This window comes from Candidatus Aeolococcus gillhamiae (assembly GCF_016464765.1).
In the GTDB taxonomy this organism is placed as follows: domain Bacteria; phylum Chloroflexota; class Dormibacteria; order Aeolococcales; family Aeolococcaceae; genus Aeolococcus; species Aeolococcus gillhamiae.
Genome location: NZ_JAEKNS010000032.1, coordinates 1 through 21145, shown reverse-complemented (window position 1 = coordinate 21145; position 21145 = coordinate 1). Strand labels below are relative to the sequence as shown.

The 21145-nt window shown below is 70.0% G+C and carries 23 protein-coding genes and 1 tRNA gene; 21 read left to right on the top strand and 3 right to left on the bottom strand.

The genetic code is table 11. The features are described 5' to 3' along the window. Positions 1 to 14 precede the first annotated feature (14 nt). Positions 15 to 383 carry a VOC family protein gene (locus JF886_RS02265; protein WP_337309184.1) on the top strand — a complete coding sequence of 123 codons (369 nt, stop codon included), beginning with the start codon at positions 15 to 17 and terminating at the stop codon, positions 381 to 383. Between the two features lie 12 nt (positions 384 to 395). On the opposite strand, the gene JF886_RS02260 is transcribed toward JF886_RS02265, so the two are convergent. After that, positions 396 to 478 (bottom strand) — tRNA-Leu (locus JF886_RS02260). Positions 479 to 598: 120 nt separating this feature from the next. Here JF886_RS02260 and JF886_RS02255 point away from each other — a divergent pair. Beyond that, positions 599 to 1582 carry a glycosyltransferase family protein gene (locus JF886_RS02255; protein WP_337309183.1) on the top strand — a complete coding sequence of 328 codons (984 nt, stop codon included), beginning with the start codon at positions 599 to 601 and terminating at the stop codon, positions 1580 to 1582. A gap of 6 nt (positions 1583 to 1588) precedes the next feature. Beyond that, positions 1589 to 2017, top strand: coding sequence for a glycosyltransferase (locus JF886_RS02250; protein WP_337309181.1), 429 nt, complete (start codon positions 1589 to 1591; stop codon positions 2015 to 2017). Positions 2018 to 2040: 23 nt separating this feature from the next. Here the strand turns inward: JF886_RS02250 and JF886_RS02245 are convergent, their stop codons facing one another. Together JF886_RS02245 and JF886_RS02240 are read right to left on the bottom strand one after the other, a co-directional pair. Continuing rightward, positions 2041 to 2577, bottom strand: a complete 537-nt coding sequence (locus tag JF886_RS02245) for a bifunctional nuclease family protein (RefSeq protein WP_337309178.1) — start codon at positions 2575 to 2577, stop codon at positions 2041 to 2043. 50 nt (positions 2578 to 2627) lie between these two features. Further along, positions 2628 to 3089: a 6-pyruvoyl trahydropterin synthase family protein gene (locus tag JF886_RS02240; protein ID WP_337309176.1), complete on the bottom strand. Its 462-nt coding sequence runs from the start codon at positions 3087 to 3089 to the stop codon at positions 2628 to 2630. 21 nt (positions 3090 to 3110) lie between these two features. Between JF886_RS02240 and polA the strand changes: the two genes are divergently transcribed. From polA to JF886_RS02150, 18 genes are all read left to right on the top strand, one after another. Next, complete coding sequence (gene polA / locus JF886_RS02235; RefSeq protein ID WP_337309173.1) at positions 3111 to 5888, top strand: DNA polymerase I; 2778 nt, start codon at positions 3111 to 3113, stop codon at positions 5886 to 5888. Further along, a complete protein-coding gene (gene mutM, locus JF886_RS02230) occupies positions 5872 to 6696 on the top strand; it encodes a bifunctional DNA-formamidopyrimidine glycosylase/DNA-(apurinic or apyrimidinic site) lyase (protein ID WP_337309171.1) in 825 nt (274 codons plus the stop codon). Before polA ends, mutM begins: the two co-directional genes overlap by 17 nt. Next, positions 6693 to 7739, top strand: a complete 1047-nt coding sequence (locus JF886_RS02225; protein WP_337309169.1) for a glycosyltransferase family 4 protein — start codon at positions 6693 to 6695, stop codon at positions 7737 to 7739. The genes mutM and JF886_RS02225 overlap by 4 nt, the downstream gene beginning before the upstream one ends. Before the next feature lie 44 nt (positions 7740 to 7783). Further along, complete coding sequence (gene uvrB, locus JF886_RS02220) at positions 7784 to 9847, top strand: excinuclease ABC subunit UvrB (RefSeq protein ID WP_337309168.1); 2064 nt, start codon at positions 7784 to 7786, stop codon at positions 9845 to 9847. Between the two features lie 93 nt (positions 9848 to 9940). Then, the gene (locus tag JF886_RS02215; RefSeq protein WP_337309167.1) at positions 9941 to 10444 is read left to right on the top strand and encodes an RNA polymerase sigma factor; all 504 of its coding nucleotides are present in this window, start codon (positions 9941 to 9943) and stop codon (positions 10442 to 10444) included. Next, complete coding sequence (locus tag JF886_RS02210) at positions 10437 to 11078, top strand: hypothetical protein (RefSeq protein ID WP_337309165.1); 642 nt, start codon at positions 10437 to 10439, stop codon at positions 11076 to 11078. Before JF886_RS02215 ends, JF886_RS02210 begins: the two co-directional genes overlap by 8 nt. Positions 11079 to 11119: 41 nt before the next feature. Beyond that, complete coding sequence (locus JF886_RS02205) at positions 11120 to 12034, top strand: DUF4349 domain-containing protein (RefSeq protein WP_337309163.1); 915 nt, start codon at positions 11120 to 11122, stop codon at positions 12032 to 12034. Between the two features lie 95 nt (positions 12035 to 12129). After that, on the top strand, positions 12130 to 13497 hold the full coding sequence (gene radA / locus JF886_RS02200; protein WP_337309161.1) for a DNA repair protein RadA: 1368 nt from the start codon (positions 12130 to 12132) through the stop codon (positions 13495 to 13497). Positions 13498 to 13582: 85 nt separating this feature from the next. Continuing rightward, complete coding sequence (locus tag JF886_RS02195) at positions 13583 to 14740, top strand: PIN/TRAM domain-containing protein (RefSeq protein ID WP_337309159.1); 1158 nt, start codon at positions 13583 to 13585, stop codon at positions 14738 to 14740. Then, positions 14737 to 15408, top strand: coding sequence for a 2-C-methyl-D-erythritol 4-phosphate cytidylyltransferase (ispD, locus tag JF886_RS02190; protein ID WP_337309222.1), 672 nt, complete (start codon positions 14737 to 14739; stop codon positions 15406 to 15408). The genes JF886_RS02195 and ispD overlap by 4 nt, the downstream gene beginning before the upstream one ends. Next, positions 15405 to 15887 (top strand): 2-C-methyl-D-erythritol 2,4-cyclodiphosphate synthase, encoded by a 483-nt coding sequence (gene ispF, locus JF886_RS02185; protein ID WP_337309157.1) that lies wholly within the window; start codon positions 15405 to 15407, stop codon positions 15885 to 15887. Before ispD ends, ispF begins: the two co-directional genes overlap by 4 nt. A gap of 48 nt (positions 15888 to 15935) precedes the next feature. Further along, a complete protein-coding gene (locus tag JF886_RS02180; RefSeq protein ID WP_337309155.1) occupies positions 15936 to 16394 on the top strand; it encodes a helix-turn-helix domain-containing protein in 459 nt (152 codons plus the stop codon). Further along, positions 16391 to 17038: an ATP-dependent Clp protease proteolytic subunit gene (locus tag JF886_RS02175; RefSeq protein WP_337309153.1), complete on the top strand. Its 648-nt coding sequence runs from the start codon at positions 16391 to 16393 to the stop codon at positions 17036 to 17038. The genes JF886_RS02180 and JF886_RS02175 overlap by 4 nt, the downstream gene beginning before the upstream one ends. A gap of 11 nt (positions 17039 to 17049) precedes the next feature. Next, positions 17050 to 18471: a cysteine--tRNA ligase gene (gene cysS / locus JF886_RS02170; protein WP_337309150.1), complete on the top strand. Its 1422-nt coding sequence runs from the start codon at positions 17050 to 17052 to the stop codon at positions 18469 to 18471. An 88-nt stretch (positions 18472 to 18559) separates the two neighbouring features. Beyond that, complete coding sequence (locus JF886_RS02165; RefSeq protein ID WP_337309148.1) at positions 18560 to 18862, top strand: hypothetical protein; 303 nt, start codon at positions 18560 to 18562, stop codon at positions 18860 to 18862. Between the two features lie 413 nt (positions 18863 to 19275). Next, on the top strand, positions 19276 to 19557 hold the full coding sequence (locus tag JF886_RS02160) for a TMEM199/VMA12 family protein (protein WP_337309146.1): 282 nt from the start codon (positions 19276 to 19278) through the stop codon (positions 19555 to 19557). A 117-nt stretch (positions 19558 to 19674) separates the two neighbouring features. After that, positions 19675 to 20415 carry a 23S rRNA (guanosine(2251)-2'-O)-methyltransferase RlmB gene (gene rlmB / locus JF886_RS02155; RefSeq protein ID WP_337309143.1) on the top strand — a complete coding sequence of 247 codons (741 nt, stop codon included), beginning with the start codon at positions 19675 to 19677 and terminating at the stop codon, positions 20413 to 20415. A 3-nt stretch (positions 20416 to 20418) separates the two neighbouring features. Further along, positions 20419 to 20988 (top strand): NYN domain-containing protein, encoded by a 570-nt coding sequence (locus JF886_RS02150; protein WP_337309140.1) that lies wholly within the window; start codon positions 20419 to 20421, stop codon positions 20986 to 20988. Positions 20989 to 21145 lie beyond the last annotated feature (157 nt).

The window sequence follows — 21145 nt, the reverse complement described above, 5'->3', positions numbered from 1 at the left end:
GAAGGAATTGCACCATGCCCCGACCGAGCCATTTCGAGATGCCCGTCGACGATCCCGCCCGTGCCGAGTCCTTCTACCGCGACGTCTTCGGCTGGACCGTTCAGTCGTTCGACGGCGCCCCGTCGTACTACGGCATGGTGACCACCGGGCCCGACAGCGAGCCTGGGATCAACGGTGGGTTCTTCAAGCGCAGCGCCGACTCGGTGACCTCGGTGACGGTGAGCGTCGAGTCCATCGAGGAGACACTCGAGAAGATCACCGCCGCCGGGGGCAGCGTGGTCCTCGGCAAGTCGCCCATCCCCAGCATGGGCTGGTTCGCGACCTGCAAGGACACCGAGGGCAACACCTTCGGCCTGTTCACCGAAGACACCGCCGCCGGCTGACACGTGTCAACGTGCCGGGGGTGGGAGTCGAACCCACACGGGGTTGCCCCCGGCGGTTTTTGAGACCGCTGCGTCTACCGTTCCGCCACCCCGGCGATGACCCTGGCAACTCTGCCACGCTGCCCGGCGGCGCGGCGCTGATCCCCCGCTGACAGACAACGTGGGCGTCCCGCTATCCTGTTAACTGCCGGTAGCACGCTCATGGATGGGGCCGAATGCCTGACATCAGCGAGGTCGAGGTCGGGGCGGTCGACCCCGAGCGCTTCGAAACGGTGCTCAGCAAGGAGCAGGTGGCCGACCTGGACAGCGCGATCGCGGACGCGCGGCAGCTGTTCGAGGGTCGCACCATCTGGAACGTCAACTCGACCGCCCACGGGGGCGGCGTCGCGGAGATGCTCACCGCGCTGCTGCCATACGCGCGCGGCGTAGGGGTGGACACTCGCTGGCTGGTCATTGCCGGCGACGAGAATTTCTTCGTCGTCACCAAGCGCATCCACAACCGCCTGCACGGCGCACCGGGCGATGGCCAGGGACTCAGCGATGATGACCGCCGTCATTACGAGGAGGTGCTCAAGGACCAAGCGGAGCAGCTCATCCAGCGCTTCAAGCAGGGTGACGTGATCATCCTGCACGACCCTCAGACCGCCGGGCTGATCCCGCCGCTGGTCGACGCCGGCTTCTGCGTGGTCTGGCGCTGCCACGTCGGCATGGACACACCGAACGATGACGCGCGCGACACCTGGAACTTCCTGCTGCCCTACGTGCACCGCGCCGCCCGCTGCATCTTCTCGCGGGAGGCGTTCGCCTGGGAGGGGCTGGAGAAGGACCGCATCATCGTGGTAGCGCCGTCGATCGATCCCTTCTCCACCAAGAACTTCGAGATGGACCCCGCGTCGGTGCACGCCATCCTCACGGCCACCGGCATCGTCGACGACAGCGACGGCAGCGCCGCGACCTACCAGCGCGTCGACGGAAGTCCGGGTCGCATCGAGCACACGGCGACCATCGTGGAGGCGTCTCGGCTCGGATCTGAGACGCCGCTGGTCCTGCAGGTGTCGCGCTGGGATCGGCTCAAGGATCCGATCGGCGTGCTCGAGGGATTCGTCGGCGGGGTCATCGCCACCTGTGACGCTCACCTCCTGCTCGCCGGCCCCAGCGTGGCAGAGGTCGCCGACGACCCTGAGGGCGCCGAGACGTAAGAGGAGGTGAAGAGCGCCTGGGAGGCGTTGCCCGAGGACGCCCGCGCCCGCGTGCACCTTGTCCTCCTGCCCATGGACGACGACGAGGAGAATGCCGCCATGGTCAACGCGCTGCAGCGCCGCGCTGACGCGGTGGTGCAGAAGAGCCTCGCGGAGGGCTTCGGTCTCACGGTGGCGGAGGCGATGTGGAAGGCGCGGCCGGTGGTGGCCAGCCGCATCGGCGGCATCCAGGATCAGATCGAGGACGGCGTGAGCGGGATCCTGCTCGACGATCCCACCGACAAAGAGGCGTTCGCGGTGGCCGTTTGCGGGCTGTTCAGCGATCCCGAGCGCGCCCGGCGGATCGGAGATGCTGCCAAGGAGCGCGTCACGAACGACTTCCTCGGCTCGCGCCACCTCGCCCAGTACGTGGAGATCTGCGCCGAACTGATCTAGGGCGCGCGGGCCTCGACCGGAGCCTAGCTCTGTGAGAGAGGATTCTCGCCGCCCAGGTCGGGAAGGTTGAGCTCGTTCACCCAATCGCGGATCTTGGCGAGGCGCTCGGTGGTCTCCTCGTCGGTCTCGCCCGGCTCACCCTCCTGGTCGGCCTCGGGAAGCACGCCGGCGCGGTCGAGCACCTCGGTGGCGACGAAGATGCCGGCGCCCACCCGCACCGCCACGGCGATCGCATCCGACGGGCGTGAGTCGATCTCGACGTGGCGTCCGTCGACGTGCGCCAGGATGCGCGCGTAGAACACCTCGTTGGCCAGCGACGTGACCACGATGCGCTCGACGTTGATGTCGACCGCTCCGAGGATGTTGGCGAGGAGGTCGTGCGTGATCGGTCGCTCCGGGGTCATCCCGGTGATCTTCAGCGCGATGGCGTTGGCCTCGTTGATGCCGATCCAGATGGGTAGGTAGCGCTCCGCCGTCTTCTCTTTGAGGATGACCACGTGCTGGCCTGTCGGCATGTGGACGCGGATGCTGTCGACGGACATCTCGATGAGATCGGCCATGTCTCGATGATAGCGCCGCCTTGCCGTGACATCCCCACGGTGCGAGCGGTTCACTCCGAGACGCTGGCGCCCTGGCCGGGGATCTCCTCGACGCGGACCTCGAGCCGGTAGCCCGTGCTGCCGAGCCGGCCGCGGAGGGCGCCGAGCAGGTGGCCGGCGAGGCACTCACATGTGGTGTTGACCAGCGCCAGGAGCACGGCGTCGCCACGCGGGATGAGGAAGCGCCGCGATCCCTCGATGAGGCTGATCCCGTCGGCGCTTTCCTCGACACGGACGTGCGGGGAGCGCGTCGGCACCAACATGCGCTCGTCCAGCTCGGCGCAGAGGTCTCGCAGCGCGCCCTTCAGGGCTGAGAAGTCGACGACCGTACCCTCCTCGTCGACCGTGCCGCGAGCGCGCAGGCTGACGCGGTAGTTGTGGCCGTGGAGGCGTTCGCTGCGCCCCTGGTGGATCGAGAAGTGGGCGGCGCTGAAGCCGATGTCGGCGCGCGCAAGCTCGAGGCTGGCCTCCATGGCTGCGTACCATAGCCTGCTGTGGGACGCGACACTCTCCTGCTCATCGACGGCCATTCGCTCGTCTATCGCGCGTTCTTCGCGATGCCCGCGCTGACCAACAGCCGCGGCGAGGTGACCAACGCCGCCTACGGCTTCACCTCGATGTTGCTCAAGGCGCTGGGCGACCATCAGCCGACCCATGCGGTGGCCGCGTTCGACCCGCCGGGACGCACCTTCCGCCACGAGCAGGACTCCACCTACAAGGCCGGACGCAAGCCGACGCCGGACGACCTCATCCCCCAGTTCCCCTGGTGCCGTGATGTCGTCGAGGCGCTGGGCATCCCCATCATCGAGGTGCCCACCTTCGAGGCGGATGACGTCATCGGCACGCTCAGCGTGCAGGGCGAGAAGGCAGGTCTTGACGTGATCATCGTCACCGGAGACCTCGACGCCCTCCAACTGGTCACCGACCACGTCCGTGTTTTTGCCAATCGTCGCGGTATCTCGGACACCATCGTGTATGACGTCGACCGGGTGTTCGAGCGCTACGGCTTCAAACCGCCGCTCGTGGTCGACTTCAAGTCACTGCGCGGCGACATCACCGACAACATTCCCGGCGTGCCGGGCATCGGTGACAAGACGGCGATGAGCCTGGTCCAGGAGCACGGTCCGCTCGAGTCCATCCTCGAGGCGGTGTCGGGCATGAAGGAGGGGAAGGTCAAGCGGCTGCTCACCGAGCACGCCGACCAGGCCCGCCTCAGCAAGCAGCTGGCGACCATCCAGCTCGATATGGACATCACGCTCGACATCGAGGGGTCGCGACTGGGCCCGCACGACGACGTCGCCGTCCGCGCGGTGTTCGATCGTCTCGAGTTCCGCTCGCTGCTCGGGCGCATTCCCACCTACGGCGCGCCGGCATGGACGGCGCAGGGCGCCACTCCGGCCCCGGCCGCCAACGGTCAGGCGGCGTTGGTCTTCGACGCCGTCCCGCAGGCGGTTGACGTCGTGGTGGTCGACAGCGCGGCGCACGCCGAGGAGATGGCCGCGCGGCTGCGCGCCGGCGGTGGGATCGCCGTGCGCACCGTCCTCGACGGCAGCGCGCGCCGCGGCGGGGTCGCCGGTGTCGCGCTCACCTCGATGGACTCGCCTGACCCCTCGTACTACATCGCGGTCGGCCACGAGGACGGCAACGCTCCCGACGGCGTTCTCGACGTCGTGGCGCGGCTGCTCGGCGATGACTCGATCCTCAAGCACGGCTACGACCTCAAGCAGGACCTGCTGGCGTGGACGTCACGCGGCGTCGAGGTCGGCGCCCTTGGCTTCGACTGCATGCTCGCCGCCTACCTCTGCATCACCACGCGCACCCGGGTGCCGTCGCTGACCGTTCTCGGCCACGACCTCTGCGGGCTCACCGAACAGCCGGAGGACATCCTGCTCGGCAGCGGTCGGGCACGCCGCCGGGTGTCGGCCGTGCCGGTGGACGAGGCAGCGCAGTACTACGGCAACCTGGTGGCCCTGGTCCCCCCCGTCCGCACCGCGCTCCGCCCACAGCTCGACGAGGGCACGCTCAACGCGCTCTTCGAGACGGTCGAGATGCCGCTCATCCCAATCCTCGCGGCGATGGAGCGCGTGGGCATCCGGGTCGACTGCGACGAGCTCGCCGAGCTGTCCGGCGAGCTGCAGAGGCGCATCAGCGAACTCGAGGCCATCGTCGCCGAGACGGCGGGGTACACCTTCAACCCGGGCTCCACGCAGCAGCTGGCTACCTTCCTCTACGACAACCTCGGCCTGGCCGCGGGCCGGCGCACCAAGACCGGTCGCAGCACCGACGCCGACAGCCTCGAGTCGCTGCGCGGCGAGCACCCAGTGGTCGACGTCATCCTCGAGTGGCGCCAGCTCACCAAGCTGAAGAGCACGTACGTCGACGCGCTGCCGCTCCTCTGTGCAGCCGATGGGCGCGTCCACACATCGTTCAACCAGGCGGTGGCGTCCACCGGTCGGCTCAGCTCGGCCGACCCCAACCTGCAGAACGTGCCGGTGCGGACGGCGTGGGGCGGGCGCATCCGCCACGCGTTCGTGGCCGACCCCGGCCAACAGCTGGTCAGCGCCGACTACTCGCAGATCGAGCTGCGCGTGCTCGCCCACGTGAGCGGCGAGCAGGAGCTGATCGCCGCCTTCGAGCGTGGCGAAGACATCCATCGGCGCACCGCCGCCGAGGTCTACGACGTGCCCCCGGAGGCGGTGACCCCAGATCAGCGGCGCATCGCCAAGGTGGTCAACTTCGGCGTCGTGTACGGCCTGTCCGACTTCGGGCTTGCCCGCGACACCGGCATGGACCAGGAGGCGGCGCGCGTCTTCATCGACAAGTACTTCGACAGCTTCCCGGCCGTCACTCGTTACCTTGAACGCACCCGCATGCACGCGCGCGAGTGGGGCTGGGTGGAGACCTTCATGGGTCGGCGCCGTCACCTGTCCGACATCCGCGCCGCCAACCGTCAGCTGCGCAGCGCCGCCGAGAGGATGGCGGTCAACATGCCTATCCAGGGCGCGGCCGCGGACATCATGAAGCTGGCGATGATCCGTTGTGACGCCGCGGTGCGAGACGCCGGGGTACGCTCGCGACTCCTGCTCCAGGTCCACGATGAGCTGGTGCTCGAATGTCCCGCCGACGAGGTCGACCACGCAGTGGCGCTGGTCCGCGATGCGATGGGGGGAGCCGCCGAGCTGGTGGTGCCGCTCGTCGTCGACGTCAAGATCGGCCAGAACTGGCAGGAGATGACACCTCTGCGCGAGACCGCGAGTGCCGGAGCTACCTGAGGTCGAGACGGTGGCGCGCGACCTGCGCGCCGCGCTGGTGGGACGGCAGGTGATGGCGGTGCAGCTCGGCCATCCTAAAGTGCTGCGCTTCCCCGTGCCCGACGTGTTCAGAGCGGTGTTCCCCGGCCAGCATGTCGACGCGGTGACGCGCCGGGGCAAGTTCATACTCTGCGAGCTGCGCAGCGGTGAGGACCTGGTGTTCCATCTCGGTATGACCGGCCACCTGCGGGTCTGCGACCCCGACGTCCCGGCGCCCAAACACACCCATCTGCGTGCCACGCTCGACGACGGCCGCGAGCTGCGTTACGACGACGCGCGCCGCTTCGGTCGCATCCTCCTCGGCCCGCGCGCCGTGCTCGAGGACTCGCGCGTGCTCCCGGTCCTCGGTGTGGAGCCTCTGTCGGACGAGTTCACCGCCACTCGCCTCGACGCCGTCTTGCGCTCGACGACGCGCACCGTCAAGGCGGCCCTGCTCGACCAGCGCGGTGTTGCCGGGCTGGGCAACATCTACATCGACGAGGCGTGCCACCTCGCCGGGGTGCGGCCGCAGCACCGCTGCCACACCCTGACCCGCGTCCAGCGGGCCGCGCTGCACGACGCGATCCCCGCGGTGTTGCTCTCGGCGATTCGTAACCGCGGCAGCAGCATCGACGACTACCGCGATCTCTGGAACGCCAAGGGCACCAACCAGGAGCGCCTGCAGGTGTACGGGCGCGGCGGCCGCCCTTGCCTGCGCTGCGGCGCGATCCTCCGCCACGCAACCGTCGCGGGGCGGACCACCGTGTGGTGTCCCACCTGTCAGAAATGACCCGGGTCACCTTTGTCAGCTACGACGATGAGCCACCACTCGGTGGCCAGGGCGTCGAGCTGCGCGGCATGCGCGCGGCGGTGACGGCCCGGGGACACGACGTCAGCACGGTCGGCGGCCGCGGCGAGCACGCGCAGCGGTACCCGCGGGTCACCGGACGCGCGCCACTCGACTTCTCGGTCCACGTCAACCGTCATCCGTGGCTCATCAGTGCATCCCACCCCGACGTGGTGCATGCGCTCGGTGGACCGGGTGGCGTGCTCCTGCTGCGCAAGCTCGACGTACCGCTCGTCTACACAGCCAATCACACCTACCGCATGGCCCACGGCCGCGCCTCACTGCGTCGATTGCTGTCACCTCTGGAAGGGCGCGCCTACCGCGCCGCGTCGACTGTCCTCGCCATCTCGCCGTCGACGGCGGCCGCGGTGCGCGAGCTGGGGGTGGCACGCGAGCGCGTCGAGGTGCTGGCGCCTGGCGTCGACGTACCGGCCCGGCCACCGTCGCCCCGCGCCGGTTTCCGGCTGCTCTTCGCGGGCCGCTGGGAACCGGAGAAGGGGGTGCTCGAGGCCATCGCGGTGATGCGCGAGGTGATCGCGCGGCGGCCGGGTGTCACCGCGACAGTGGTCGGCGGCGGGCGCCTCGCCGACAGGGTGCGCGCGGCCGCGGCCGGTGTCGCCGCGCTGACCGTTGCCGGCCGCGTCGACGACGAGCGGCTGGCCCGCGAGTACGCGGAGGCGTCGCTGGTCCTCCTGCCGTCCCGCTACGAGGGCCTCGGGCTGGTCGCCCTCGAGGCGCAGGGACGCGGTGCGGTGGTGGTGGGCTACGACGTCGACGGGCTCCGCGACGCCACCGCCGAGCGCAGCCTGCTGGTCGACCCCGGCGATGTGGCCGGCATGGTGCGACTCTGCCTCCACCTCAACGACGAGCCGACGCGCCGCGATGAGCTTGGGCGCACCGCCCACCGCTGGGTTCGCGAGCGTCACTCGTGGGAGCGGATCGGGGCGCGCCTGGAGGAGGTGTACACGGCGGTGAGGACGGCCTGAGACCGGGGGCGGACCGCCGCGAGGCTCCCGGTAGACTGAGATCCGTGCCAGAGCTGGAGATCGTCTCGTCCTTCGCGCCCGCCGGTGACCAGCCGGCGGCCATCGACGCCCTCGAGCGCGGCGTCGGCGACGGCCTGCGCGAGCAGACCCTGCTCGGCGTCACCGGCTCGGGAAAGACGTTCACGATCGCCCACCTCGCCGAGCGCCTCCAGCGTCCCATTCTGGTGCTCTCACCGAACAAGACGCTGGCAGCGCAGCTGTGGGCGGAGTTCCGTGAGTTCTTCCCCAACAACGCGGTCGAGTACTTCGTCTCCTTCTACGACTTCTACCAGCCCGAGGCGTACATCCCGCGCACCGACACGTACATCGAGAAGGACTCGTCGCGCAACGACGAGATCGACCGGCTGCGCAACAGCGCCACGCGTGCGCTGCTGACCCGCCGCGACGTCATCGTGGTGGCGTCGATCTCCTGCATCTACGGTATCGGCTCGCCGGAGAACTACCTGGGTGAGTCGCTCAAGGTGGGCAAGGGTGAGACGTGGCGGCGCGACATCCTGCTCCGCAAGCTCGCCGACCTGCAGTACTCGCGCAACGATGTCGACTTCGGCCGCTCCAAGTTCCGGGTGCGGGGCGACGTGCTCGACGTGCAACCGGCCTATGAGGAGGTGGCCACCCGCATCGAGTTCTTCGGCGACGAGATCGAGTCGATCAAGGAGTTCGACCCGCTGACCGGCGAGATCCTCGCTCACCGCGAGGAGTTCACCGTCTTCCCCGCGTCGCACTACGTCACCCCGCAGGAGCAGATGAAGAGCGCGCTCGAACGCATCCGCGAGGAGCTCGCCGAGCGCGTCGCCGAGCTGGAGTCGCGCGGACGCCTACTTGAGGCGCAGCGTCTGCTGCAGCGCACCAACTTCGACATGGAGATGATGCAGGAGACCGGCACGTGCGCCGGCATCGAGAACTACTCGCGCCACCTCAGTGGCCGCGCGGAGGGGGAGCGGCCCTTCTGCCTGCTCGACTTCCTGCCCGAGGACGCGCTGGTGGTCGTCGACGAGTCGCACGTCGCGGTGCCCCAGATCGGCGGTATGCACGGTGGTGACCGCTCGCGCAAGATCCCGCTGGTGGAGTACGGCTTCCGGCTCCCGTCGGCACTCGACAACCGCCCGCTCACCTTTGCCGAATGGGACTCGATGGTGGACCAGGTGATCTACGTCAGCGCCACCCCGGGCCAGTACGAGGAGACGCACTCGCTGAAGGTCGTCGAACAGATCATCCGACCGACCGGCCTCGTCGATCCCACCGTCGAGGTGAAGCCGTCCGAGGGTCAGATCGACGACCTGCTCGTGCAGATCGCTCGACGCGTCGAGCGCAAGGAACGGTGCCTGATCACAACGCTGACCAAGAAGATGGCCGAGGACCTCACTGACTACCTGCGCGAGGCGGGGGTGCGGGTGCGCTACCTGCACAGCGACATCGACACGCTCGAACGGGTCGAGATCATCCGCGACCTGCGCCTCGGCGTCTTCGACGTCTTGGTCGGCATCAACCTCCTGCGCGAGGGGCTCGACCTCCCCGAGGTGGCGTTCATCGGTATCCTCGACGCCGACAAGGAGGGTTACCTGCGTGGCTATCGCTCGCTGATCCAGACCATCGGCCGGGCCGCCCGCAACGTCAACGGCCACGTGGTCATGTACGCCGATCGCCGCTCCGACGCAATGGAGCAGGCGCTCGCCGAGACCGACCGGCGCCGCGTCGTGCAGACTGCGCACAACGAGGCGCACGGGATCACGCCGCTGTCGATCGTCAAGGCCGTCTACCAGATGGAGACCCATCGCGACGACCTCAGCGTGCACGCCGCCGAGTTCCAGGAGTCGGCCGGTCTCCCACCCGACGAGCTGCTCCGCCTCGCCAAGGAGGTGGAGCGAGAGATGAAGCGCGCCGCGCGCGACCTCGAGTTCGAGCGCGCCGCGGAGCTCCGCGACCGGCTCACCGACCTGCGCCGCCGCATCGACGACCCGGAGGCAGAGGCCGCCGCTGCGGTGGCGAGCGAGCGGCAGCGTCCGCAACGCCCGCAGCGTCGCCAGAGGGGATACGCCCGCAGGCGCTGAGCCGGGGGCGCAAGCAGTTCCCCCTTCGCCCTTGTCAGTAGATGTGGCTCGGCGCGTGTCTATTTTCGTGTGGACACTGCGCAGGAGATCCTCATGATGCCGACGGCTGCGCGCACGACGAGCGCGGAGGCGAGCTTCGACGCGCTGCTCAACGCGCAGCGGCGCCGCCTGTACGGGATTGCCTACTCGATCCTGCGCGACCACGCTGAGGCCGAGGACGCCCTCCAGGACGCGATGCTCAAGGCCTGGAAGAGCTGGGACAGGCTGCGCGATGAGGGCGCCCGGCCGACCTGGCTGGTGCGCATCTGCGTGAACCACTGCATCAACAGGCGCAAGTGGCTACGCCTGCGCCCCGGGGCCGCCGCCAACAGGGACGATGCAGCGCCGCCCGACCCGCGTTTCGACGGACGGCTGGTCGACCTGGATCGCAGCTACGGCAAGCTCTCCACCAGGCAGCGGGCGGCCATCTTCCTCCACTACCACCACGGCTATTCGGTCGACGAATGCGCGGACCTGATGAGCTGCAGCGCCGGCTCGGTGCGCACCCACCTGGCGCGCGCCCTGGCGTCGATGCGCAAGGAGATGGCCAATGTCTGATCCGAAGCCGGACGCGGGCGAGCTCGGTGACCAGCTCCAGAGCTACTTCGCGGTGACCACGGCCACCCCGCTCCCGCGAGGCGTCGCCGACATGAGCGCGCGGACGCTGCCGGTGCGGCGGCGCTCGATGGCGAGGTGGTTCGCCGGCGCCACGGGTGCGCTGGCGACTGCCGCGCTGGTCGTCCTCGTGGGAACGCACGCGTTGCCGCATGGCGGTGGAGCGGCGCTGTCGTCGGGCGCCGCGGGAGCGGCCACGTTTGGACCGGCCAACGCAGCGCCTCGGCAGTCGCTGGGCTTTGTCTACCCGGGGGTGGACACCGCCCTGCTCGCACAGCATGGGGTGCGGCTGCTTCCTCCCGCCGGACTGGGAACCGCGGTGCTGAGTGCCACCCAGGCGCAACAGGCGGCGAGCGCCGCGGCTGGTCCCAGCGCGGGGACGCCGGGTCCTGCGGTGCTTGCCGACGCAGAACTGTCCGCTCCGGCGGCTCCGACCAGCTGCCTGTGCTGGGCGGTCGACGTGCCGGTCGGAGCGCAGTCGGGACCCGCAGCGTCGGCTGGCCACACCCGGCTGGTCCTCATCGACGCGGTGACGGGCCGCGCTGTCGCGGTCCTCTCCGGGAACGGCATCCCATGAACCGTCTCCGCGGCGGCCACACGACTCATCGAGGAACTCTCATGACCACGCGCCGGATCGTCGTCATCCTGTTCGCGACCGCGTTGCTGGCCGGCTGCGCCAGCGCCGGCACCACCACGGGTGGGTACTCGTCCCAGGGCGCCCCGGGGGCTTTCGCCCCGGCCGCCGGGCACGCGGTCGCCCCTGACCAGCTCAGTGCCTCGGGCGGCTCTGCGGGTCCGGCTTCCGGACAGACCGCCGGGATCGTCGTGGGCACACCGCCGAGCTCCCACATCGAGCGCTCGGTCAACGCCACCTACACCGTCGCGCCGGGAACCTTCCTCACCTCCTTCGAAGGCGTGATCGCTCGCGGCGTCGCCATGGGCGGCTACGTGGTCAGCTCGAGCACCCAGCCCGACAGCGCCGGCCGCATCGTCAGCGGCGCGGTCACCCTCAAGGTTCCAACCGCCAAGATCGCGGACGTCCTTAACGGCATGCCCTCCGGCTTCGTGGCGTCATCGATCAACTTCTCCGCTGTCGACCACACCGCCCAGTTCGTCGACGTAGACGCCCGCCTCGCCTCGGCGCACGCACACCTGGCGGCGCTCGACGCGCTGCTCGCCAAGGCCATCTCGCTCGGCGACATCACCAGCCTCGAGCAGCAGATCGCCTCCGTTCAGACCGAGGTGGACACCGACCAGGGGCAGCTCAACGTGCTCACCGCCTCCGTCGACCTGTCCACCGCGACGGTGCAGATGTCCGAGCGCGGCACCACGGTGGCCCCGGTCCCACCCACCAACCCGGTGAGCAGCGGCGTCGGCAGCGGCTGGGACAACGCCGTCCACCTCACCGGCGCCGCCCTGGAGGGTGTGGTCACGGCGCTCCCGCTGCTGGTGGTGGTGGGGGTCCTGCTGCTGGGCTGGCGGCGCCTCACGCGCATCGGGGCCCTGCAGCGCCGTCCCGACACCGCTGAGTAGGCCGCGGACGCTCGCGGGACGAACCGCCCTCAGGGCTGGACAGCGAGCCGCCTGCCGTCGACAATGAGCGAACAGATGTTCGTCTCGAGCTCGTCATGACCGCCGTCCGCGTTCCGCGCCAGCTGTTTGTCTGCTCGGACTGCGGGGCGACCACCCCAAAGTGGCAGGGCCGCTGCGACGGCTGTGGCTCATGGAACACCGTCGGCGAGGCGGCCGCTGTGCCCGGCCTTACCTTGCGCTCGCGGGCTCCGCTGCGCGCGGGCGTGGCCCAGCGGCTCGATCGGGTGGGGGACGGTACCGGACAGCGCCGTCGCTCCGGCATCGACGAGCTCGACCGCGTGCTCGGCGGCGGGGTCGTGGCTGGCTCGCTGATCCTCCTCGGCGGAGACCCAGGCATTGGCAAGTCGACGCTGGCCCTGCAGCTGGCCGCGCGGATGGGCAGCGCCGACGACCCGGTGCTGTACTGCGCCGGCGAGGAGTCGGCGGCCCAGGTGGCGATGCGTGCCGAACGGCTGGGCTGCCGGTTGCCCTCGGTCGCCGTCCTGGCCGAGACCGACCTCGACGGGCTCGCGGCCGCGATCGCCAGCGCTCGCCCGCCCCTGGCGGTGGTGGACTCGATTCAGACGGTCAGTGCCCCGGATGCGGCGGGCACCCCGGGCAGCCCGGGTCACGTGCGCGAGGCGGTGGCCCGGCTGCTCACCGTTGCCAAGGAGACAGGCGTGCCAATCGTGCTCGTCGGCCACGTCACCAAGGACGGAGCCATCGCCGGGCCACGCACGCTCGAGCACATGGTCGACGTCGTCCTCTACCTGGAAGGTGAGCGCCACGGTGAGCACCGCCTGCTGCGCGGGGTGAAGAACCGGTTCGGCAGCACCGGGGAGCTCGGCCTCTTCACCATGGAGGGGGAGGGGCTGCGCCAGCTGGACGCGCCCGGGCGGGCATTCCTCGACGAGAACAGCCTGACGGTGCCGGGGAACGTCCTCACGGTCACCTGCGAGGGCACCCGGCCGCTCGTGGTAGAGATCCAGGCCCTGGTGGCGCCCACCTCGTTCGGGCTGCCGCGGCGCACCAGCTCGGGGTTCGACCTCGGCCGCCTCCACCTCCTCATCGCGGTGATTGAGAAGCGCGCCGGGGTCTTGCTCGGCCAGGCCGACGTCTTCCTCAACGTGGTCGGCGGCGTCCGGCTGTCTGACCCGGCGGTCGATCTCGGGGTGGCCCTGGCGCTGGCCGGTGCCGCCCGCAACCGCGTCCTTCCGCGCGACACCGTCGTGCTCGGGGAGGTCGGGCTCGGTGGCGAGGTACGCCGCGCCTCGCGCCTGGACGCCCGGCTCGCCGAGGCAGACGCGCTCGGCCAGGTGGCTGCGGTGATTCCCGAGGGTGGTCGTTCGGCGGCCCCGCGAGGGCTCCGCCTCCAGCGGGTCTCGACGGTCTCCGCCGCGATCGGTCTCCTGCGCCCGGAATGAGCGGCGGTGACGCTCGCCGCGCCCCCGTTGCGATGGGGTGACATAGCCGGCGCCGCTGCCGGGCCTGTGCTTAGATCGAGCGACAATGCCTGGACAAGCGCCCGATCACAGTCGCGCCCGGGCCATCGCGCGTGTGGTGGGCGCCATCACCGGCGTGGTGGTCGGCATCTTCTATGCGGGCTTCGTGATCAGCAACTCGCCTGGCGTGTTCGGCAACGACCAGGTGGCCACGTCGATCACCCTGGCCGGCACCGCCATCGTCGGCGCCGCCGCCCTGGCCCTGGCCGCGCCGCTGCTCACTGTCGAGCCGTATCTTTGGCTGGAGCACATGCTCAATCAGGCCCCGGTCTCCCAGATCCTCGGCGCGCTGGTCGGGGTGCTCGGTGGCCTCGTCATCGCGGCGCTGGTCGCCGTCCTGCTCAGCCCGCTCCCGCTGCACGTCGGCACTGTCGTGTCGCTGGTGCTCGCCGTGGCGCTCGTCAACGTCGGTGCGCGCACTGCGACCCGCCGCCGCCAGGCGTTCGCCGCGGTGCTGCGCAGCGGGAGGGATGACGCGCGACCGGGTGCGCAGGCGCCCGGGGGCGCCGCCATCGACGGTCCACCGGTGGTGGTGGACACGTCGGCATTGATCGACGGCCGCATCACCGAGGTGGCCAAGGCCGGCTTCGTCCCGGGCCGCCTCCTCATCGCCGGCTTTGTCCTCGAGGAGCTGCAGAGAGTGGCCGACTCGGGCGATCCGCTGCGCCGCGCGCGGGGCCGGCGCGGCCTCTCTGTGCTCGAGGAGCTGCAGCGCCGCGACGACGTCGTCTGCGAGATCACCGACCTCGACTTCCCCGAGGCCGCCGAGGTCGACGCCCGCCTCATCAAGCTGGCGGTGGCGCGCTCGGCGGTGCTCATGACCAGCGACCACAACCTCAACCGGATCGCCCGCATCGCCGGGGTGCGCGTGCTCAACCTCAACGACCTCGCCAACGCGCTCAAGCCGATCCTCAGCGCCGGGGAGGAGATCTCCATCGCGGTGGTGCGCGAGGGCAAGGAGCTCCACCAGGGCGTCGGCTACCTCGACGACGGCACCATGGTTGTCGTGGAGAACGCCAAGGCCCGCCTGGGCGACACCGTGCGCGCCACGGTCACCTCGGTCCTGCAGACGTCCGCCGGGCGGATGATCTTCGCCACCACGGACGGCCCCGACGCGTCGCAGCGGACCGGGCGTGCGGTGCGGTCGCGGGCGGCACCGCGCTGAGCGCGGTCCTCATCATTCCCGCGTCGGGGCGGGGCCGGAGGATGGGGCAGGACAAGCTCTTCGCCGACGTGGGCGGTCGGCCGCTCATGGCTCACACCCTTGCCGCGGCGGCCGCGTCGAAGACCTTCGATCGCGTGGTCATCGCCGCGCCGCAGGACCGTCACGAGCTCATCGCCGCGTTGGCCGGGGACGCCGGATTTGCAGAGGTGGTGCTCACCACGGGCGGCACCCGCCGTCAGGACAGCGTTCGCCTGGCGCTCGAGCACGTCGGCGACGCTGACGTCGTCGCGGTGCACGACGCGGCGCGGCCGCTCTGCGCTCCCCAGCTCTTCATCGACTGCGTCTCCGTCGCACGCCGGCACGGCGCGGCCACGGTGGCGATGCCGGTGGTCGACAGCATCAAGCGCGGTGCCGGCGGCGTGATCGTGCAATCGCTCGACCGCCACGACTTGTACGCGATCCAGACCCCGCAGGCGTTCCGCCGTGAGCTGCTCGTCGAAGGGCACCGCCACGCCACCGCCAACGCGCTTGTCGTCGACGACGACGCGGTGCTCGTGGAGGCGCTCGGTACCGCAGTCCACATCGTTCCCGGCAGCCCTGACAATTTCAAGGTGACCCATCCGCGCGACCTGCTGCTGCTGCGCGCCCTGCTGGCCGGCGGCGCGTGACGCTGCGCATCGGGCACGGCGTCGACGCCCACCGGCTCACCGCCGGGCGGCCTCTGCTGCTCGGCTGCGTCCAACTTGACCACGATCGCGGCCTCGCCGGCCATTCGGACGGCGACGTGGTGGTGCACGCGCTCTGCGACGCGCTGCTGGGTGCGGCGGGCCAGGGCGACATGGGCCGCCACTTTCCGTCGAGCGAGGAGCGCTGGCGCGACACCCCCGGTGCGGAGTTTCTGGCCGCCGTGGCCCGGATCCTCTCCGCGCAGGGCGTGAGCATCCTCTCGGCGCACGTGGTGGTGATCGCCGAGGAGCCGCGACTGGCGGCGCACCTCGCCGCGATGAGCGAGGCGTGCGCGGCCGCGCTCGCCGTCGACCGCGACCTGCTGCAGGTCACCGCCACGAGCAGCGACGGGCTTGGTTTCACCGGCCGCGCGGAGGGCATCGCCGCCTCCGCCGTCGTCCTCGTCGAACGCGCCTCCTGAAAGGCGTCCCGCTGCCAGGCAGCCCGTGCTACCATCGCCTACAGCGAAATGGATTACGCTGAGAGCGAACACACCCCGAACCACGCCCGCGCCGGCTCGCTCCGCCGCGTGCAGGGATCGGTGCTGCGACGCCATCGTGAGCTCGCCGGTCGTTCCCTCGCCGACGTCGCCGCCGCCGCCCACTGCTCACCGGCCCACCTCTCCGAGGTGGAGCGCGGCAGGAAGGACGTCAGCGCAGAGCGCCTTGTCGGGATCGCCGCGGCGCTCGACCTCCCGCTCCACCTTCTCTACGGGGACTTCGCCGAGCAGCTGACGCCGCAGAGCCTCACCGACGCCCGGGCCAGCGAGGCCGATCCGCGTGCCCAACTGCAGCTCGCCGCCGCTGCGCTCAACGCCGACGCGCTGCGGACCGTCGCGCAGTTCAGCACATACCTGGCGAGCACGGCCGCCCTGCCGGCGCGGCGGCGCATCGGTTTCGCGGTGCCAATGCGAGAGGGCAGCAGATGAGCGTCATCCCCACGGTGGTGGAGTCGACCTCGCGCGGCGAGCGCTCGTACGACATCTACTCGCGCCTCCTCCGCGACCGCATCATATTCCTCGGTGACCAGATCACCGACGAGGTCGCCAACCTGGTGACCGCGCAGCTGCTCTTCCTTGAGAGCGAGGACCCCGGCAAGCCCATCAACCTCTACATCAACTCACCGGGTGGCAGCGTCACCGCGGCGATGTCGATGTACGACGCCGTGCAGTACGTCAGCGGACCGGTGTCGACGATCTGTCTCGGCATGGCGGCCAGCGGCGGCTCCCTGCTGCTCGCCGCCGGCAGCGCGGGACGGCGCCTCGCCCTGCCCAACTCGCTGATCATGATTCACCAGCCCTGGTCCGGCGGCCTGCAGGGCAACGCCGCCGACCTCGAGGTGTACGCGCGCGAGATCCTCCGCCAGCGCGACGTCATGGTCGAGATCTACGCGCGTCACTGCGGTCGCAGCAAGGAGGAGGTGGCTAAGGCCATCGAACGCGACAACTTCATGACCGCCGAACAGGCGTTGCAGTGGGGCCTCATCGACCAAATCATCAGCCGTCGCGAGCAGGCGGGCGCCGTCCCGTCTGAGCAGCGGCCCGCGGAGGTCGCGACCAGCCGCCGTCGATAGACTGTCGCGACATGGCCCTGCGCCTGCACGACACGATGACGCGCCGGCTGCGCGAGGTGATCCCGCTCGAGGACGGGCACGTCCGTGTGTACACCTGCGGACCCACCGTGTACGCGCGCGCCCACGTCGGCAACTTCCGCACGTTCCTCTTCGAGGACGTGCTGCGGCGCTGGCTGGAGCGGCGTTTCGCGCGCGTGACCCACGTCATGAACCTCACCGACGTCGAGGACAAGATCATCCGCAACGCCGTCGCCTCAGGCCACGACCTCGACAGCGAGACCGCTCCCTGGATCGCCGCCTTCTTTGAGGATCTCGACACGCTCAACATCCGCCGCGCCCACCACTACCCGCGCGCCACCGAGTACATCGACGAGATGGTGGCGCTCATCGAACGCCTCGACGCAGCGGACGTCACCTACCGCAGCGAGGACAGCGTGTACTTCCACATCAGCTCTTTCCCCCAGTACGGCCGCCTCTCCGGGGTCCGTGCCGACGGCCTGGTTGCGGGTGGCGGCGGACGTGTCGACGCTGACGAGTACGACAAGGACGACGCGCGCGACTTCGCGCTCTGGAAGGCGGCGGGCGATGAGGAGATCGGCTGGGACACGCGCATCGGCCGTGGCCGGCCCGGGTGGCACATCGAATGCTCGGCGATGAGCATGGCCCTGCTCGGTGAGTCCTTCGACATCCACTGCGGGGGGGTCGACAACATCTTCCCGCACCACGAGAACGAGATTGCCCAGAGCGTGGCGGCCACCCGGCGGCCCTTCGTCCAGATCTGGTGTCACGGAGCGCACCTCAACATCGAGGGCGAGAAGATGGCCAAATCGCTGGGCAACTTCGCCACCGTGCGCGAGCTCGTCGACGGCGGGGCGCGTCCGTCGGCGCTGCGCTACCAGCTGATCGCGGCCGCGCACTACCGCAAGCCCCTCAACTACGACGACACCCTGCACGCGGCCACCGAGTCCGTCGATCGCTTTGCCGACTTCAGCGCGCGCGTGCGCGCGCACACCCCGCGCGCTGGGGCTGACGGGGAACCCGGGGCGGTCGACACGCGGGTGAGCATGGCCCGCGACGCCTTCGCGGCCGCGATGGACGACGACCTCAACCTGCCCGAGGCGATGGGCGCCATCTTCACCATGATCCGGTCGCTCAACCGCGAGCTCGACGGTGGAGCGTTGGGCGGCGCCACCCACGCGCAGATCCTCACTCTCATCGAGGAGGTCGACGACGTGCTGGGTGTGCTCCCGCTGGTCGAGCGCGAGCGCGCTGGAGCGGAGCTGACGCCAGATGAGCAGGCCCTGCTCGATGCCCGTGAGGCGGCCCGCGCCGCCCGCCAATGGGCCGAATCCGACCGCCTGCGCGCCAGCCTCGCCGAGGCGGGAATTGCGGTCGACGACACCGCCGCCGGTCAGCGCTGGCACCGGTTCTGACAGACTGACCGTGATCATCGGTCTGCAAGGTCGGACGCCGATGATCAGGTGACGAAGTCCCTCGGATGGTGTGCGGAGGCTGTGGGTGATGGATCGAGTGGGCGACTTCGGTCCCGGGAGATTTCCCGGTGGCATGGACACGGGCGTCTCCGTGCTGGCCATCACACTGCGCTTCGCCTTCGGCGTCCTGCTGATCCTGGCTGCGGTCTGGGTCATCCGCGAGATCCTCGCGGCCGTGCGAAGCCGCCGTGCCCTGGCGCCACCGATGCCCAGCCCGGCGGTCACCGAGTTGGAGCTGCTCTACGTGCGCGGTGAGATCAGCCGCGCCGACTACCTGACTCGCCGTGCCGACCTCACCGGGGTCCCTCACACAGCGCCACCGCCCGTCTGAGCCGGCCGCTGGCGCGCCGGACGATGCGCGCCTGACAGTCGGCGTGGGGCGAAAAGCCGCTGTCGCAGGCATCCCCATCACCTGACTTCAGGGCCGTATACTGCGGCCGCCGGGACCACCCCGGCGCCGTCAGACTAGGAGGGTCCCACTTGCCTGCAGTTGCTGGACGAAATTTCTCCAACGGTGACGCCGCGATCGGCGTTGGGTTGATCGTCGCGCTGATCGCCGTGTTCCTGCCCTGGTACAGCGCGAGCTTCAACTGTACCGGCGCCACATCGTTTGGTTGCGGCGCGTTTAACACTTCGGTTGGTGCTCTGAGCGGTTGGGCTGGATGGCTCTTTTTCATCGCAGTGCTCGTTGGACTCGCGTTGTTCGTGCTGCGTACCTTCGTGCCGACGGTCCAATTGCCCACGATGCCTCAGCCTGATGCGGTTCTCTTCCTGATCCTCGGGATTTTCCTGGCTGTAATGGCCGTGCTATATCTGGTGACCTACGGCGGCGCGAGCGGCTCAGGCCCCGGGTACAGCGTTGGGCCGAGCTTCGGCCTGTTCATCGGGCTGATCGCCGGGATCATCGTTGCGGTTGGTGGCTTCCTGAAGCGGAGCGAGCCCCAGGCGGTCACCAGCGCATACGGCGCTCCCGGCACCGGGCCGACGTACGGCGGAGGCACCCCGCCACCCCCACCGACCGCCTAGACACAACGCAGACCGGGAGCTCCACCTGCCCTCGCGGAGGGAGGGCGGAGCTCCGCTGCTTTTAACCCCCGACCGCCCGCTTCGGTTGGCCGGTCATAGCTCGGCGATACTCGGCGTGTGGACATCCTCTACGGTCGCAACCCCGTGCTCGAGGCGCTGCGAGCGGGACGGCCGGCGCGCAAGCTGGTGATCGCCGCCGGCGTCGGCGCGGAGGGCAGGCTGGACGAGATCGTCCGGCTGGCCGCCGAACGAGGCATCGCGGTGGAGGAGAGCTCGCGCAAGCGGCTCGACGACATCGCCCACACCGAGCACCACCAGGGGATCGCCGGCTACTTCCACGGACGGCTGCCACTGCGCCTCGACGAGCTGATCGGGCAATCGCGCGCGCCGCAGCTCGTCGTGGTCCTCGACGGCATCCAGGACCCGCAGAACCTGGGGGCGATCACCCGGACCGCCGACGCCGTGGGCGCCGACGGTGTGGTGCTGCCGCGGCACCGCGCCTCCGGCGTCACCGCCGCGGCGGCCAAGGCGTCCGCCGGCGCCACCGAGCACGTTCCAGTCGCAGTTGTCACCAACCTGGTCCAGGCGCTCGAGCAGCTCAAGGCGGCGGGCTTGTGGGTGGTGGGCCTCGCGGCCGACGGCGACACCCGCTACGACGGCTTCGACTTCACCGCGCCCGTGGCGGTGGTCATCGGGGCCGAGGGGGAGGGGATGCGCGCGCTGACCCGGCGCCATTGCGACGTCGTGGTGTCGCTGCCGCTGGCGGGCCGGGTGTCCTCACTCAACGCCGGCGCGGCTGCGGCCGTGCTCCTGTACGAGGTCGCCCGCCAGCGAGGGTTCGCGCCGCGCGAGCGATGACCCGTGGCTGAGCTCATCGTCGACGGCTACAACATCGTTCATGCGTGGCCTGAGCTGGCGCCCCTGATCAAGTCGGGTCAGGCCGAGGAGGCGCGCCGTAGGCTCATCGATATGCTCGCCGGGTATTCAGCGGCAACTGGCGAACATGTCACCGTGGTGTTCGACGCCCACGGGCGCGCCCGCAACCACGGCGCCGGCGAGCAGATCGACGGTGTCACGGTCGTCTTCGGCAGCAAGGGGCAGACGGCCGATCATGTCATCGAGCGCCGCGTGTCGATCGCGTCGCACCGAGGCGACGCACGCAGCGTGACTGTGGCCACCGGCGACCGGCTGCAGCGTGACCTGGTCATGGCCATGGGCGCGTCGGTCATCGGACCTGAGGCGCTCCGCCAGCTCGTCCGCGGCGCGCAGGCGGACATGGACCGGCACAACTCGCGCCGCGGCAGTGAGTCCTCATTCGCCAACCGGCTCGAGGGTCGCATCGACCCCGAGGTGCGGCGCCGCCTCGAGCGGCTGCGCCGACCCGACTCCGGCCCGGCTGACACGGGCGATGACCATGGCGGGAACGGTTGACTGGACCGTGAGCAGCTAGACTCACGACGCGCTGGCCGGCGTAGCTCAGTGGTAGAGCAGCTGTTTTGTAAGCACTGAAACGGGCCTGCCGAATACGAGTTGATCGTAGCGCTCGAACGGCGTTCAGTGCAAACGCTGTTGTTTCACTGTGACGCGC

What these genes read in the sequence shown, in the direction of transcription:
- JF886_RS02265 (WP_337309184.1), top strand. Translation starts at nt 15, where the DNA reads ATGCCCCGACCGAGCCATTTCGAGATGCCCGTCGACGATCCCGCCCGT.
- JF886_RS02255 (WP_337309183.1), top strand. Translation starts at nt 599, where the DNA reads ATGCCTGACATCAGCGAGGTCGAGGTCGGGGCGGTCGACCCCGAGCGC.
- JF886_RS02245 (WP_337309178.1), bottom strand. Translation starts at nt 2,577, where the DNA reads ATGGCCGATCTCATCGAGATGTCCGTCGACAGCATCCGCGTCCACATG.
- JF886_RS02240 (WP_337309176.1), bottom strand. Translation starts at nt 3,089, where the DNA reads ATGGAGGCCAGCCTCGAGCTTGCGCGCGCCGACATCGGCTTCAGCGCC.
- JF886_RS02225 (WP_337309169.1), top strand. Translation starts at nt 6,693, where the DNA reads ATGACCCGGGTCACCTTTGTCAGCTACGACGATGAGCCACCACTCGGT.
- JF886_RS02215 (WP_337309167.1), top strand. Translation starts at nt 9,941, where the DNA reads ATGATGCCGACGGCTGCGCGCACGACGAGCGCGGAGGCGAGCTTCGAC.
- JF886_RS02210 (WP_337309165.1), top strand. Translation starts at nt 10,437, where the DNA reads ATGTCTGATCCGAAGCCGGACGCGGGCGAGCTCGGTGACCAGCTCCAG.
- JF886_RS02205 (WP_337309163.1), top strand. Translation starts at nt 11,120, where the DNA reads ATGACCACGCGCCGGATCGTCGTCATCCTGTTCGCGACCGCGTTGCTG.
- radA (WP_337309161.1), top strand. Translation starts at nt 12,130, where the DNA reads ATGACCGCCGTCCGCGTTCCGCGCCAGCTGTTTGTCTGCTCGGACTGC.
- JF886_RS02195 (WP_337309159.1), top strand. Translation starts at nt 13,583, where the DNA reads ATGCCTGGACAAGCGCCCGATCACAGTCGCGCCCGGGCCATCGCGCGT.
- JF886_RS02180 (WP_337309155.1), top strand. Translation starts at nt 15,936, where the DNA reads ATGGATTACGCTGAGAGCGAACACACCCCGAACCACGCCCGCGCCGGC.
- JF886_RS02175 (WP_337309153.1), top strand. Translation starts at nt 16,391, where the DNA reads ATGAGCGTCATCCCCACGGTGGTGGAGTCGACCTCGCGCGGCGAGCGC.
- cysS (WP_337309150.1), top strand. Translation starts at nt 17,050, where the DNA reads ATGGCCCTGCGCCTGCACGACACGATGACGCGCCGGCTGCGCGAGGTG.
- JF886_RS02165 (WP_337309148.1), top strand. Translation starts at nt 18,560, where the DNA reads ATGGATCGAGTGGGCGACTTCGGTCCCGGGAGATTTCCCGGTGGCATG.
- JF886_RS02160 (WP_337309146.1), top strand. Translation starts at nt 19,276, where the DNA reads ATGCCTCAGCCTGATGCGGTTCTCTTCCTGATCCTCGGGATTTTCCTG.